Annotated in this window: 14 protein-coding genes; 13 read left to right on the forward strand and 1 reads right to left on the reverse strand. The window is 47.3% G+C overall.

Annotated elements, in window-relative coordinates; genetic code table 11:
- From PF479_RS15300 to PF479_RS15360, 13 genes are all read left to right on the forward strand, one after another.
- Positions 1-2985, forward strand: a 2985-nt coding sequence (locus PF479_RS15300) for a response regulator (RefSeq protein ID WP_298008151.1), incomplete at its 5' end; no start/stop codon positions are given.
- Positions 2967-3815 (forward strand): protein-glutamate O-methyltransferase CheR, encoded by an 849-nt coding sequence (locus PF479_RS15305; protein ID WP_298008153.1) that lies wholly within the window; start codon positions 2967-2969, stop codon positions 3813-3815. The genes PF479_RS15300 and PF479_RS15305, both read left to right, overlap by 19 nt.
- Positions 3812-4387, forward strand: coding sequence for a chemotaxis protein CheB (locus tag PF479_RS15310; protein ID WP_298008155.1), 576 nt, complete (start codon positions 3812-3814; stop codon positions 4385-4387). Before PF479_RS15305 ends, PF479_RS15310 begins: the two co-directional genes overlap by 4 nt.
- A 36-nt stretch (positions 4388-4423) precedes the next feature.
- Positions 4424-5401, forward strand: coding sequence for a diguanylate cyclase (locus PF479_RS15315; RefSeq protein ID WP_298008157.1), 978 nt, complete (start codon positions 4424-4426; stop codon positions 5399-5401).
- Positions 5402-5446: 45 nt separating this feature from the next.
- Entirely contained in the window at positions 5447-5977 is a 531-nt protein-coding gene (gene hpt / locus PF479_RS15320) for a hypoxanthine phosphoribosyltransferase (RefSeq protein ID WP_298008159.1), read from the forward strand.
- 148 nt (positions 5978-6125) lie between these two features.
- Positions 6126-6743 carry a hypothetical protein gene (locus PF479_RS15325; RefSeq protein ID WP_298008160.1) on the forward strand — a complete coding sequence of 206 codons (618 nt, stop codon included), beginning with the start codon at positions 6126-6128 and terminating at the stop codon, positions 6741-6743.
- Positions 6744-6785: 42 nt separating this feature from the next.
- Positions 6786-7238 carry a sigma-70 family RNA polymerase sigma factor gene (locus tag PF479_RS15330; RefSeq protein WP_298008163.1) on the forward strand — a complete coding sequence of 151 codons (453 nt, stop codon included), beginning with the start codon at positions 6786-6788 and terminating at the stop codon, positions 7236-7238.
- A gap of 2 nt (positions 7239-7240) precedes the next feature.
- Positions 7241-8044, forward strand: coding sequence for a hypothetical protein (locus tag PF479_RS15335; protein ID WP_298008165.1), 804 nt, complete (start codon positions 7241-7243; stop codon positions 8042-8044).
- Positions 8037-10151 carry a caspase family protein gene (locus PF479_RS15340; RefSeq protein WP_298008167.1) on the forward strand — a complete coding sequence of 705 codons (2115 nt, stop codon included), beginning with the start codon at positions 8037-8039 and terminating at the stop codon, positions 10149-10151. The genes PF479_RS15335 and PF479_RS15340 overlap by 8 nt, the downstream gene beginning before the upstream one ends.
- 118 nt (positions 10152-10269) lie before the next feature.
- Positions 10270-10524, forward strand: a complete 255-nt coding sequence (locus tag PF479_RS15345; protein ID WP_298008169.1) for a hypothetical protein — start codon at positions 10270-10272, stop codon at positions 10522-10524.
- A gap of 75 nt (positions 10525-10599) precedes the next feature.
- On the forward strand, positions 10600-10941 hold the full coding sequence (locus tag PF479_RS15350; RefSeq protein WP_298008171.1) for a hypothetical protein: 342 nt from the start codon (positions 10600-10602) through the stop codon (positions 10939-10941).
- Entirely contained in the window at positions 10938-11570 is a 633-nt protein-coding gene (locus tag PF479_RS15355; RefSeq protein WP_298008172.1) for a hypothetical protein, read from the forward strand. The genes PF479_RS15350 and PF479_RS15355 overlap by 4 nt, the downstream gene beginning before the upstream one ends.
- Positions 11571-11711: 141 nt before the next feature.
- Positions 11712-12773 carry a GGDEF domain-containing protein gene (locus PF479_RS15360; protein ID WP_298008175.1) on the forward strand — a complete coding sequence of 354 codons (1062 nt, stop codon included), beginning with the start codon at positions 11712-11714 and terminating at the stop codon, positions 12771-12773.
- Here PF479_RS15360 and PF479_RS15365 read toward each other — a convergent pair.
- Positions 12740-13087 (reverse strand): hypothetical protein (locus tag PF479_RS15365; protein ID WP_298008177.1); only part of this gene is annotated, 348 nt, incomplete at its 5' end. The genes PF479_RS15360 and PF479_RS15365 overlap by 34 nt on opposite strands.

A 13087-nucleotide genomic window follows, 5' to 3' on the forward strand; every position in this document is an offset into this window, starting at 1 on the left:
ATCATCGGAGCCCTGTTCATTGCCTCCAATATAACCGGCCCCATCATTGCCAGCAAAGAATTTGCCTACAAAATATCTCATGGAAACCTGGACGGACAGCTTGATTTTGAGAACAGGCAGGATGAACTGGGAGAACTCGGGCAGTCACTCAACACCATGGCCAGTCAGCTGAGTCTGATGGACTGGCAGAAACAGGGTAAAGAAGGTCTGGATGATGCCTTGCGGGGAGAGTGGAGCGAAGACGAATTGTCCGGCAGATTTCTTCGCTTAGTCATTGAACATCTGGAGGCTCAGATGGGGGGGATTTATCTGACAAGCCGGGATGATCCTGATCAGGTAGAACTGATTGCCTCCCATGCCTTCATTGACCGTCAGGGGAATTTCACCCGGATAAAAAGAGGTGAGGGAATCATAGGTCAGGCTCTGAATGAAAGCTCCCCCATCTTCTATACCAATCCGAAAGAGGATGTACCGTCTCTGAACTATGGTGTCGCAGAACGGATACCTCCCTTTTTTGCGGTATCACCTTTGATTTATGAAACAAAGGCTCTTGGAGTTTTCTTTGTGGCCTCGATGAAACCCTTTGAAGACCGGGACAGGGCCTTCCTGACTGAGAATCTGGGTAATGTAGCCATGAAGTTCAACACCACCAGATCCCGGGGAGTGATTGATTCACTCCTGAAAAATGCCCAGGAGCAACATGAAGAACTTCGGGTGATCAATGAGGAACTGGAAGAACAGACAAGGGCCCTGAAAGAATCGGAAGAAGAACTACAGACCCAGCAGGAAGAACTGAAAGTCACCAACGAGGAGCTGGAAGAGAGGACACAAGCTCTGGAAAATCAGACAGCCTCAATTTCCAATAAAAACAGGGAACTCACCCAGGCTCAGAAGGAAATTGAAAAAAAAGCCAAAGACCTGGAAATGGCCAGCAAGTATAAATCAGAGTTTCTGGCCAACATGTCCCATGAACTGAGAACTCCTCTGAACAGTATACTCATCCTTTCACAGCTTATGGAACAGAACAAAGGCTCCAACCTCTCGGAGAAGCAGATTGAATCCGCCGCAGCCATCCATTCGTCAGGATCGGATCTTCTCAAACTGATCAACGAAATATTGGATCTCACTAAAGTGGAAGCCGGTAAAATAGACCTTCATCTGGAAGATATGAACTTCTCCGGCATGATCTCAGATCTGCAGCGAGTCTTTAAAGGTCTTGCAGAAGAAAGAAAAATCAACTTTTCTGTAAATCAGGACAGCCCCCTCCCTCAGTCGATCTATACGGATTCACACAGGATTCAGCAGGTTCTCAGAAACCTGCTGACCAATGCCTTCAAATTCACAGGGGAACAGGGCAGTGTGACTCTTATTATCGAGAAACCTGAAGAAAATGAAGCCAAAGCTATTGGTGTAAAAGCAGAAGAACTGATAGCTCTCAGGGTCAGAGACAGCGGAATAGGAATTCCAGAGAACAAACAAGCCGCCATTTTCGAAGCCTTTCAACAGGCTGACGGCAGCACGAGCCGTAAATACGGCGGGACAGGTCTGGGACTATCCATCTCCCGGGAGCTGTCCAAAGTTCTGGGAGGCAACCTCACACTGGAAAGCACACCCGGAAAAGGTTCCACTTTTACCTTGTTAACTCCCAGAGTCTGCCATCCTGCAGGAGAGAGTCTCCCCACCGTGAAGGGAACTGATCAATCCATGATTATGAATGGACAAAGCGACCAATTGGTATCCCCGGAAATCCAGGACAGAACGATACTGGACTCCATCGAAGTGAGAGATGACCGCAGCAGCGTCCAGCCGGGAGAGAAGAGCATCCTGATCATCGAAGACGATCCCCGTTTTTCAAAGATTCTTAAAGAGTTTGCTCAAGAACGAGGTTACAAATGCCTGCTGGCCGAAGATGGAGAAACAGGACTCCATTTTGCCGATTATTATAAACCCCGAGGAATCATTCTGGATATCGGTCTGCCCGGGATTGACGGCTGGACGGTGATGGAACGTTTGAAAGCGAATTCTGAGCTCCGTCATATCCCGGTGCATTTCATGTCAGGATCCGAAAGTGTAATGGATGCCATGAAGATGGGAGCCGTAGGTTTTGTGACCAAGCCTGTAAGCCTTGAAAAAATTGAGGAAGCCTTCACAAGGATTGAATCTCTGACATTCCAGTCTGTCCGCCGGCTGCTGGTGGTTGAAGACGATCTGATCCAGCGGGAAAGCATCAAAGACCTCATCGGAGACGGAGATGTTGAGACGATCACTGTTGCGACAGGGGCCGAGGCATACTCAGAACTGGAATCCAGTCCCTTTGACTGCATGATTCTGGATCTGGGCCTGGAAGACGACATGTCCGGGTATGACCTCCTTGAAAAGATTCGGGCTGATCATAAACTGGGGTATATTCCGATCATCATTTATACCGGAAGGGATCTAAGTCAGAAGGAAGAAGCCAAACTTCGGCAGTATTCAGAAAGCATCATCATCAAAGGCGTCAAGTCTCCGGAACGGCTTCTTGATGAAACAGCCCTATTCCTCCACAGAGTAGAATTAGAACTGCCTCAGGATAAGCAGCGGATGCTGAATATCAATCATGATAAGAACTCTATTTTCAAGGAAAAGAAGATCCTTCTGGTCGATGACGACATGAGGAATGTCTTTGCCCTGACCAGTGTCCTTGAAGAAAAGGGAATGATTGTGGATGTTGCCAAAAATGGGGCTGAATCCCTTGAAAAAATCAGCAAAGAGACTAATCTTGTTCTCATGGATATTATGATGCCCGTTATGGACGGCTATGAGGCCATGCGGAAACTAAGGAAGAATCAGAGTTTCAAAAAAATACCGATCATAGCCCTGACCGCCAAGGCCATGAAGGGAGACCGGAATAAAAGCATCGAAGCAGGTGCCAGCGACTACCTGGCAAAGCCTATTGATACAGAGAAGCTTCTGTCCATGCTGAGAGTATGGTTATACGACCAATGATAAATGATGATACTGTCAAAAATAACAGGATTGAAATTGATCTTGTCCTTGAGGGAATCTACCAGTGCTATGGCTATGATTTCCGAAACTATGCCCATGCTCATATAAAAAGACGCCTTGACCATCGGCTCAGTCTATCCAGAATGGATAATTACCTGGAAATGCTTCACAGAATTATTCACAATGAAGAATTTTTCAATGAACTGCTGCTGGATCTTTCCATCAATGTGACCGAAATGTTCAGAGATCCTGAGTTTTACAAATCTGTCAGAGAATCACTTATCCCCTATCTTCAAACCTACCCTTTTCTCAAAGTCTGGCATGCGGGATGTTCGGCTGGACAGGAAGTTTATTCCATGGCAATTCTTATGCACGAAGAGAAAATCATTGATAAGACACAGATCTATGCCACCGACTTTAATGAACTCATCCTGTCAAAGGCCAGAGAGGGTATCTATCCGGTAGAGCTGATGAAACAATATACAAAAAATTATCAAACTGCCGGAGGCAAGGCTTCCTTTGCCGGCTACTACAGAGCCGACTATGACCATGTCCTGATTAACCAGTCGCTGAAGGAGAAGATTCTCTTTACATACCACAACCTGGTAACCGACGGAGTCTTCGGAGAAATGAATGTCATATTCTGCCGGAATGTCCTGATCTATTTTAACCAGGAACTGCAAAACAGGGTCCTCAAGCTGTTTTATGAGAGCCTGATACCGGGAGGATTTCTCTGCCTGGGTTCCAAGGAATCCCTGAAGTTCTCCGAATGCAGTCCTCTCTTTGAACCCGTGTCTCTCAGCCAGAAAATTTACAGGAAAAAACGATGAGTTCCAATTTCAAAGCGATTGTAATAGGAACCTCCACCGGGGGATTGTCCGCCCTTCCTGCTGTTCTTTCGCCTTTGATGGAGGATTTCCCCCTCACCATCCTGATCGTCCAGCACCTCAGTGCCCATTCGGATGATTTCATGGTTCGCCACCTTCGGAAATTCTGTGACCTGGAAGTCCTGGGAGCCGAGGACAAGATGGATACCAGGGCGGGATGCATCTATATTGCCCCTCCCAACTACCACCTTATGGTAGAAGAGGAAGGAACCCTGGCGCTCAGCATTTCTCCACCAGTCCACTTTTCAAGACCCTCCATTGATGTACTGTTTGAAACAGCAGCAGATGCATGGCAGGAGCAGCTGATAGGAATCATTCTGACCGGGGCTAACTCGGATGGAACTTCGGGAGTCAAAAAGATCAAAGAGCGGGGGGGACATGTGCTGGTACAGGATATCGCCACTGCGGAAGCTGAAACCATGCCCGCTTCAGCATCAGAGTTTGCTGACATGATTCTACCGCTTGATCAGATAGGCAATTATCTAAATAATCTTGTACAGAACAAAACTAGTTAAAAAAGGTAATGAATGACCACTCGATTCGGAGATAAAATGAATATTCTTCTTGTAGATGACAGAAAAGAGAATATTCTGACCCTTGAATCTCTTCTGGATAATCCGGATTTCTCTATAAAAAAAGCGGAATCAGGCCAGGAGGCTCTGGAGATGCTTCTTGATAACGAGATAGCCCTGGTTCTCCTGGATGTTCAAATGCCTGGAATGGACGGATATGAAACAGCCGAGTTGATGCGCAGCAGCAGTCGAACCAGGCATATACCCATTATTTTTGTCACAGCAAACAGCTTGGAAAATGATCATATCTTCAAGGGATATGATGCGGGGGCCGTTGATTATCTGACAAAACCCATTGAACCGATGGTTTTGAAATGCAAAGTTGGTATTTTTCTGGAAATTCACAGGCAGAAAATTGAACTGGAACATAAAACCTATGAACTGAACGCTAAAATCGTGGAATTGGAAGAACTCCAGCAGCAGCTGGAAGAGAAAAATAAACAGCTTAAGGCCATCTCCAACTTGGATGGGCTCACAGGGATTTCCAACCGCCGCTACTTCAATGAAATACTCGATAAGGAGTGGTTCCGGAATTTGCGGGATAGAAAAAAGATGTCCATTCTGATGATGGATATTGATCACTTCAAATCATTCAATGATACCTATGGACATACTGCCGGTGATGATGCTCTGAAAAACGTTGCCGAAACCATTTCACAGACTTTGAAGCGCCGATCCGATACCCTGTCCCGTTACGGCGGGGAAGAATTTGTAGCGATACTTCCTGATACGGATAAAAAAGGAGCCATAGATCTGGCAGAAAGAATTATTCTTGCAATCACCGGATTGGGCATACGCAATGAATCTTCCCCAGTCAAGAATGCTCTAACCCTCAGTATAGGGGTAAGTACTATGATTCCGGAAAAGGGTCAGCTCCCCATGACGATCGTATCCAAGGCGGATGATGCCCTCTATATGGCGAAGGGAAATGGTCGTAATCGTGTGGAATATTTGTAAGACTGAATACATAATGTATAGATATGTGAAGACAAGGGAGCGTAAATGAAATACACCATCGAAGTTCTGATAAATGAAGCAGACCTGGCTAAAAAGGTGAAGGAACTGGGGGAAACCATAGAAAATGATTACAAAGATGCCGAAGAAATCATTCTTGTGGGACTTCTCCGGGGATCAACCGTCTTTCTGGCAGACCTGGCCCGTCATATAAAAATGGATGCAAGAATTGACTTCATGGTAGTATCCAGTTATGGCAACTCCATGGATTCCTCCCGGGACGTTCAGATTAAGAAGGATCTTGAAGAAGAAATACGCGGACGCCATGTCATCATCGTGGAAGATATTATCGACACAGGATATACACTGGAACGGGTCAAGGAATTTCTGGCTCTCAGAGAACCGGCTTCCCTGAAAATCTGCACACTCCTGGACAAACCCGAACGGAGAGAGGTCAAAGTGGATGTCGATTACGTTGGTTTTACAATCCCCGATGTCTTTGTTATCGGCTACGGCATCGACTATGCACAAAAGCACAGAAACCTCCCCTATGTGGGTAAAGTCATTCCCCTGGACTGAATTTGATTCAGCTCTCAGGAGATGCTCTGTTTTCTATGATCTCCTGAAGAGTCTTGTCGCCCGGGTGTGATTTTTTTTAAAAAAAGTGACATTTCCTCAACAGGTTCCTGTTTAATTCATAAACAGCAATCAAGAAGAGGGAACCGGAATGAACAGAAAAAGCACAATACTGGCTTTCATAATCCTCACCATAAGCATATCAACACTGACGGCCCATGATACCATAAGAACGGCAGGAATCATGACCTGGGAAAAGAACAGCAGCAGCAATACCAGACCGTCCGACCTCAATGATGAGGACAAACGCTATTGGGGTCTAGAGACAGAAACCATACACTCCCAGACAGGAACTGGTATGGACGCATTGGTCAATTTCTATACCGATGATCAGGAATTCTCCATGTTAGACTGGCAGGGACAACTCTTTATGAGGTATCATTTAATAGGAGCCAGAAGTTTCCTGGACCCCTATATTGAAGCAGGAATAGGGAATGCGGGAACAGTCAGATTGGGGGATGGAGAAGAACTGCAGATGTCATTGTATCCCTTCATTTCAGCCGGAGGAAATATAGTATTCCATGAAGGTTTTTATGCCGGAATGCGCTGGTCCTGCAGACTGGATGAATGGATCATACCCGGGACTGTCATCCCCCAGCCAGAACTGGCTCAGTATCAAGTATCCTTTAATGTGGGATTCTCATATAATTGGCACAATCCGTTTCTGACATATAGCCATGACAGGCATAATCATTACCATTTTGACTGATTTGAGTAGGAGGGTATTTCCCTGGCGATAAATATCGAAGATTTGTACATAAAATACGGCCCGATGGTATTAAGGCGCTGTAGAAGTCTCCTCAAAGATGAAGATCTGGCGCTGGATGCCATGCAGGATGTCTTTGTTAAGCTGATCAGCAAGCAGGACAAACTGAAGGAGAATTATCCCTCCAGTCTGCTCTATACAATAGCGACCAACCATTGCCTGAATATAATCAGGAAGGAGAAGAAGATGAGCTGGGGGGATGAAATACTGGACAGAATTGTCAGTACCGAAGTTCTGGAGGAAAAAGCTGTGAATAAAATGTTTCTGGATCAGATCTTCAACAGTCAGAAAGCCTCCACCCGCACCATTGCAGTCCTGCATTATAGAGACGGCCTGACCCTTGAAGAAACGGCTGAGATGACATCTCTGTCCGTATCAGGTGTAAGACGGAGATTGAGGAAACTGCGGGAAGCAGGTTTCTCAATGGAAGGAAGATAATCATGAAAAAAAGCAATCTAAAAGCAGAACTGTATAAGCTCAATGAATTGCCCCGGGATTGGACTCTCGAAGGGGATGCGGCACAATGGACCCAGGCGGTAGAGGAACTGAAAGCCTCGGATGAAGAGATCCTCAAAAAGTACAAACCCGCTGAGATGGCCGCTCAAATAGCCCGACAAATGGAAGGCGCGAAAGTTAAGAAAGAAGAAAAAATCCTTCCTTTTTCCAGAAAATTCAATACACGAATTCTGATTCCCGCCGCGGCGGCCCTGCTGATTATTGCCTTTATGCTCCCCCTGACCCTGAAAAGTAGAAATGACTCAGTCCTGGAAATGACCAGAGTCAAGGGTGCGGGCATTCCCGAGCTGAGGGTGTACCGAAAGACAGGGAAAGATTCTGAAAGTCTGTCTTCCAACAGTGCTGCCGTCGAGTACGATCTGCTCCAGTTGGCCTATCAGGTCAGCGGGCCTACCTTTGGAGTGATCCTGTCGGTTGACGGCCGGGGGGTTGTCACAAAACATTTTCCAGAATCCGGAGATCAGTCTCCCAGGCTGGAGACAGGGGGTGAACAGTTCCTCCCCTTCTCCTATGAACTGGACGATGCCCCTGACTTTGAAACCTTTTATCTGATCACCTCGGATAAACCATTTTCAACCGAAGCTGTAATGGATGCCACCGCTTCAGCCGCACGAAGCAGTGATGAGGTCCTGGATATTCCCCAGCTGATAAAAAAAATTAACAGGGAAACATCAGGGAAAATCAGACAATATGCAGTACCTATAAGGAAAGATGGGAACCATGAATAGGAATAAAAGAAGACTCGCAGCAGCGGTCCTGCTGTTCATCAGTATGAACAGCTTTGCCGCTCCACTGGAAGTGAAGCGCTTCGGGATCTTTATCGGTGCCAACGATGGAGGAAAGGGCAGACAAAGGCTCCTTTACGCCGGAGATGATGCACTTCAAATGTCCCAGACAATGAGTGATGTCGGTGGAATCGCACTCGCGGACAGCATTCTTCTTCTGGATCCGACAGCCATGGAGATACGAAGGGAACTGAGCCAGATCGGCAATGAAATCAATCAGCTGGGATATCTGGTCCGTAGAACAGAGGTCATGTTTTATTATTCAGGCCATTCTGATGAAAACGGCCTGCTCGTCAAGGGTGAACAGATTCTTTATAAGGAAATCAGAGACGAACTGGATCAGGCTGGTGCAGATGTGGTCATCGCCGTATTAGACTCCTGTTCATCTGGTGCCTTCACCCGGACAAAGGGCGGTCAGAGACGATCACCTTTCCTCATTGACGAATCCTCCTCCATGGAAGGTCATGCCTTTCTGACATCCAGCTCAGAGGATGAACTTTCACAGGAATCCGACAGAATCGGTGCCTCCTTTTTTACTCACTACCTGATTTCAGGTCTCAGAGGAGCCGCAGATGCCACCGGTGACGGACGTGTCACCCTGAATGAGATTTATCAGCACACCTTTGATGAAACCCTGTCACAAACGGAATCCACCATCGGAGGACCACAGCACCCGTCCTATGAAATCCAGCTCACCGGAACGGGCGATCTGGTTCTCACAGACCTGACTGTGCCCACATCGGCGCTCCAGCTCTCGGGTGAATTAGACGGACGTTTTTCCATCCGAAACAGCCAGGGAAAATTAGTCGCCGAATTCTCAAAACCCCTGGGAGACACACTGAAACTGGCTCTTCCCTCGGGGACCTATACAATTAAAAAATCCGATCAAAGGATGGACTACTCCCTGGATCAGGAGAACCTGATGTCAGCCCAGGTCAGCCTGAACCGGAACACTCAGCTCTACCTGACACAGCGTGATTTCAGCATCAGCGGCATGGAAATGACCCGTTACCGGGGAGAAGAGCAGCCCAGACACGACAGCGGCGAGGAAAAGTTCATATTTTCACTCCTACCGGGATTAAATTATCCCGAATTGAACGACGACGATACTGTACTGATTCAGGGCGGCCTGATCGGGTCCATTGCTCCCCGTCTATCAGGGTTGCAGATATCCTGGCTGTTCAATATAACCGGTGATTACAGCCGCGGGATACAATATTCGAATATTTTTAATATTGCCGAGGGATCTTTCGACGGGATTCAGGCTTCATCCATTTTCAATATAACGAAGGGTCAATTGAATGGAATTCAGGGCAGCGGTTTGTTCAATATAGCCAAAGAGTCCCTGCACGGCATTCAGGGAGCCGGGGTTTTCAATATTGCAGGTATGCCATCCACCGGGATTCAGGGAGCCGGAGTATTCAACATTGCCGGAGAAATCAATGGTGTTCAGGCTGCAGGAGTCTTTAACTACTCCTCTTATATGCAGGGTCTTCAGGCCTCGGTAGTCAATGTGGCAGGGACGTCTATGGGCACCCAGGTCGGTATTGTCAATGTTGCCAGAGAGATGCACGGCCTGCCCATAGGACTGGTCAATATTTCCAGGAATGGTATTGTCGATGCCGGCGTCTGGTATGAATACAGTGATGACTACAGGATCTATACGAGTTTTCAATCGGGAACACGGGCTCTGTACACCCTGTTTTATTTTGGAAATACCAAAGAGGCCTACCTGGAAGATCCTGAAAACATGGTCTGGGGCATACATCTGGGAACCAGAGTCCCCTTCGGTCCTCTGGACATAGAACTGGATGGTGGCCTGAAGCAGAGCTATCAGGATAGTCAGCGGTATAAAAACAGCTATTCATCCGTCCCGTCGGCCCGGGCCCTGGTTGCCTTGAAAGGCCTGGGGATCTACTGGGGGGTGACCATGGACTTCCAATACCCCGGCCAATTGGAGTCATCTCTGTTTACAGGAGACTGTGTTGACTTTGGATCGAATGGCTCCTTCAAGGGATACTATCGATATGTCTTCGGGATCAGAATTTAAAGCCGATTCTATATAAATTAGAAAAGATCCTGATCATTTTTGGTCAGGCTTTTTTCTGTTCAATCCCCTTTGAAAAGTCTATACTGAAATCCAATTAGATTTCAGGAGCATCATCGGGATGATTCAGTTCAGATTCAAATTCAAACTCATCCTCCTCTTACTTATCATTCAATCGGGATTTCTTTGGTCCCATGGATTCAGGATAGGCGGCAGGGCATTTTTCAGCGGAGGTTACCCCTCGGGGAAAGGGCTGTGGGACTGGACTGATACCGATGCCACGGGAACACTCTTCTGGGGAGCCGGAGGCGGTGCCGGTCTTGTTATCTGCTATCAGAGCGACTTGAATCTGATCCGGGAATCGGGAATCAATTAAGTAAAAATCACAGCCGGTCAGAAACTGGATGATGCCTCCTACCTCTACCTTCAGGAGTCACTGGAAATCCCCCTGATGTTTAAAACCAGGCTCCCCTTCAAGAGTCACTGGTATCTGGGGGCGGGCCCCGCACTGATCCTTCTCCCCGCCGATGCCATCAGAACATACCGGGCCGAGGGGGCAGACCAAAGAGAATCTTCAGCTCCCCAGAAAAGAATGATGGCTGCCCTTCTGGTCGGTCTGGACTATAAATTCCCAAGCAGGGAGACCTTTGAGATGCTCCTCTCCCTGAACTTTGTTCATCCCGTCAGCTCTCCAGGATATTCCTGGGAAGAAGGGAGCAGCGGCAGCATCAGGATCAACAGACTGGACCTGGCAGCGACCCTTCTCTACAAAGCAGAATGGAAGAAACGATGAAAAGACTCCCCCTGCTTTTTTTCCTCCTGATTCTGCCTATGACCCTTTCCGGAAGGTCCCTTCATTTGGGTTTTGAAGGAACCTTCGGGATCTCTCTCGGCACCGGCAAAGGGAACTGGGACTGGACACAATCCGAGCTGGGCATCCAAAGACGGGTCGAACCGAATCCCGGAGTGGCAGCCCTGATGCTTCTGGATCTGGGACCTGTATTTCAACTGGAGGGAGGAGCCGGATATTTCTGGAATAGAAGCAGCCTCACAAACGGAGACAAAACCTACTCCTACAGACAGGATACTCTGGAGTTTCCCCTGGGTTTAAGACTCTTCCTCCATCCCGGACAGAGGGGGTTCTATGTAAAGGGAGGAGGAACCCTCTTTCTACTCCAGGAGAATGCCAGCTATAAAAACCTAGAGACAGGGGAAGATCTGCTGGCATCACAGGCCTCCCGGAAACTGCACCCTGGCATCCAGATAGGACTGGGAATTCAGAAAGAACATGGGAAGACTCTCTGGCAGACAGAACTTAAGTATCTGACATTTTACAGCTCCCCCGACTACCTCCGCAGTGACGGCAGCAGGGCGGATCTCCGATTCCACAGGATGCAATTATCAACTGGCGTATTCTATTAATATCAGGGAATCTGTTACGTAAATCATTCCAATGTCAGAGATTCTGACCACTTAACTAAACATTCTATTATTTTTCTTGCGAATATCATCACAATTTGATATTCTGGATATGTGAAGGAAACACAATCTCTACCGGAGTCCATGGTAGATATCTCGCTCAAGGAATATGAACGCCACAAGGTACTTATTCACTTAATTTCTCTCTTTTGTATAGGAATCACTCTGTCAGACATTCTTGTCATGTCCCTGACCGGACTTTTGTACGGTGTGTTGATGGAGCTGGTATTTCTTCCTGGATATCTATTTGTCCTAATATTCAACGCACAGAAAAATATCAGAAGCTATGCCAACATCCTTTCCATCAACTACCTCCTCAATGCAGCCTCTGCCACTCTGATTTTCTTTCCATCTGATTATGGTTTTCACTTTTACCTCCTGGTTGTCCCCTCCATTGTCTGGATACTATTCCCCAAGAAGGGAATTGAAAGGACGGTTTATACTCTGTTGAGTCTGATTGCTTTTTACCTCTCTGAGTTCACACCGGGCCTGTCCTCGCTCAGTGGTTTATCCCCCTACAGTCGAGTCTTCTTTGGAGCAAGTATATTCCTGTCGACCCTGGGTTCAATGGCGTGCGTACGCTACTATGCCCATTTTATACAGAGAGATTCCAACCAGCTTTCCCATATGGCCAGCACCGACCCCCTGACAGGACTGGAAAACCGTCGCTTTTTTGAGCATACAGGCGAAGCCGATTTTCAGAGTTTATGGAGAGAAAAAAAAGATCTCAGTGTTTTAATGATAGACCTGGATCACTTCAAGATTGTCAATGACAATTTCGGCCATGCCGCGGGAGATAGGGTTCTAAAGAGTGTGGGTGCGGCACTGAAGGGATCATTCCGGAACGCCGACAAGGTCTGCCGCTATGGGGGAGAAGAATTTCTGGTTCTCCTGAAAGGTACAGGGATGGAAGACTGTCTCAGGATTGCCGAAGAAATCAGACGAAAGATTCATAATCTTGAATTTCCAGATTATGAAAATTTAAAAATCACCACCAGCATCGGAATCGCCCATATGATCCCGGAAGACAGCAGCCTGAAACAGATCATCCTCCGGGCGGATAAAGCCCTGTACTATGCCAAAGACGGCGGCCGGAACTGCGTCAAAGACGATCAGAACAACTCCATTATCCTCTGCACCATCTGATCGGCCCCGTCATAGGGTCCGTCATAATCCAGACAGTGTTCCAACCGCCAGTGCTGCTCATTGCCGATGCGGGGCTGGGGGAAGTAGAGAGTTTGAATATTGTAGAATTTTGTTTCATAAAAAAAGTGATAACCACAGCCCCCTATGGCCAAGTCAACACCGGACATATAGTGGGACAATGGAAAGAGTTGCTTTGAGACCTCATCAAAAGAACTGATGGACCTGAGGCTGTATTCATTCGGGTCGATATCGGCATCTTCAAGAATCTTCTCAATTTCACCTTCATGACCGTTATGAGCCACAAGAGCCAGCTT

This window comes from Oceanispirochaeta sp. (genome assembly GCF_027859075.1).
Lineage (GTDB): Bacteria > Spirochaetota > Spirochaetia > DSM-2461 > DSM-2461 > Oceanispirochaeta.

Excerpts from the sequence above, each read along its gene's own strand:
- PF479_RS15305 (WP_298008153.1), top strand. The coding sequence starts at position 2,967 with ATGGTTATACGACCAATGATAAATGATGATACTGTCAAAAATAACAGG.
- PF479_RS15310 (WP_298008155.1), top strand. The coding sequence starts at position 3,812 with ATGAGTTCCAATTTCAAAGCGATTGTAATAGGAACCTCCACCGGGGGA.
- PF479_RS15315 (WP_298008157.1), top strand. The coding sequence starts at position 4,424 with ATGAATATTCTTCTTGTAGATGACAGAAAAGAGAATATTCTGACCCTT.
- hpt (WP_298008159.1), top strand. The coding sequence starts at position 5,447 with ATGAAATACACCATCGAAGTTCTGATAAATGAAGCAGACCTGGCTAAA.
- PF479_RS15325 (WP_298008160.1), top strand. The coding sequence starts at position 6,126 with ATGAACAGAAAAAGCACAATACTGGCTTTCATAATCCTCACCATAAGC.
- PF479_RS15335 (WP_298008165.1), top strand. The coding sequence starts at position 7,241 with ATGAAAAAAAGCAATCTAAAAGCAGAACTGTATAAGCTCAATGAATTG.
- PF479_RS15340 (WP_298008167.1), top strand. The coding sequence starts at position 8,037 with ATGAATAGGAATAAAAGAAGACTCGCAGCAGCGGTCCTGCTGTTCATC.
- PF479_RS15345 (WP_298008169.1), top strand. The coding sequence starts at position 10,270 with ATGATTCAGTTCAGATTCAAATTCAAACTCATCCTCCTCTTACTTATC.
- PF479_RS15350 (WP_298008171.1), top strand. The coding sequence starts at position 10,600 with ATGTTTAAAACCAGGCTCCCCTTCAAGAGTCACTGGTATCTGGGGGCG.
- PF479_RS15355 (WP_298008172.1), top strand. The coding sequence starts at position 10,938 with ATGAAAAGACTCCCCCTGCTTTTTTTCCTCCTGATTCTGCCTATGACC.
- PF479_RS15360 (WP_298008175.1), top strand. The coding sequence starts at position 11,712 with ATGGTAGATATCTCGCTCAAGGAATATGAACGCCACAAGGTACTTATT.